Source organism: Bacillus sp. 22446, from assembly GCF_052044955.1.
GTDB lineage: Bacteria > Bacillota > Bacilli > Bacillales > Bacillaceae > Bacillus > Bacillus altitudinis.
On record NZ_JBQEOD010000030.1, the window covers coordinates 1 to 337 of the forward strand.

1 protein-coding gene is annotated in these 337 nt (G+C 58.8%); it reads left to right on the top strand.

Translation table 11 applies throughout. The features are described from left to right. On the top strand, window positions 1-337 hold a 337-nt coding region (locus ACTJJD_RS19345; protein ID WP_440608759.1), incomplete at both ends, for a hypothetical protein.

Genomic DNA, 337 nt, shown 5'->3' on the forward strand with positions numbered 1-337 from the left:
GTAGCACCAGTCGGACCGGTTGCACCTGTGATACCAGTAGCACCAGTCGGACCGGTTGAACCTGTGATACCCGTGGCACCAGTAGCTCCAGTTGCACCCGTGATTCCAGTGGCCCCACTAGCTCCAGTTGCACCCGTGATTCCAGTGGCCCCAGTAGGTCCGGTTGAACCTGTGATACCCGTGGCACCAGTAGCTCCAGTTGCACCCGTGATTCCAGTGGTCCCAGTAGGTCCGGTTGAACCTGTAATTCCTGTAGCACCAGTAGCTCCAGTTGAACCTGTGATACCCGTGGCCCCAGTAGCTCCAGTTGCACCCGTGCTGCCAGTGGCACCAGTAG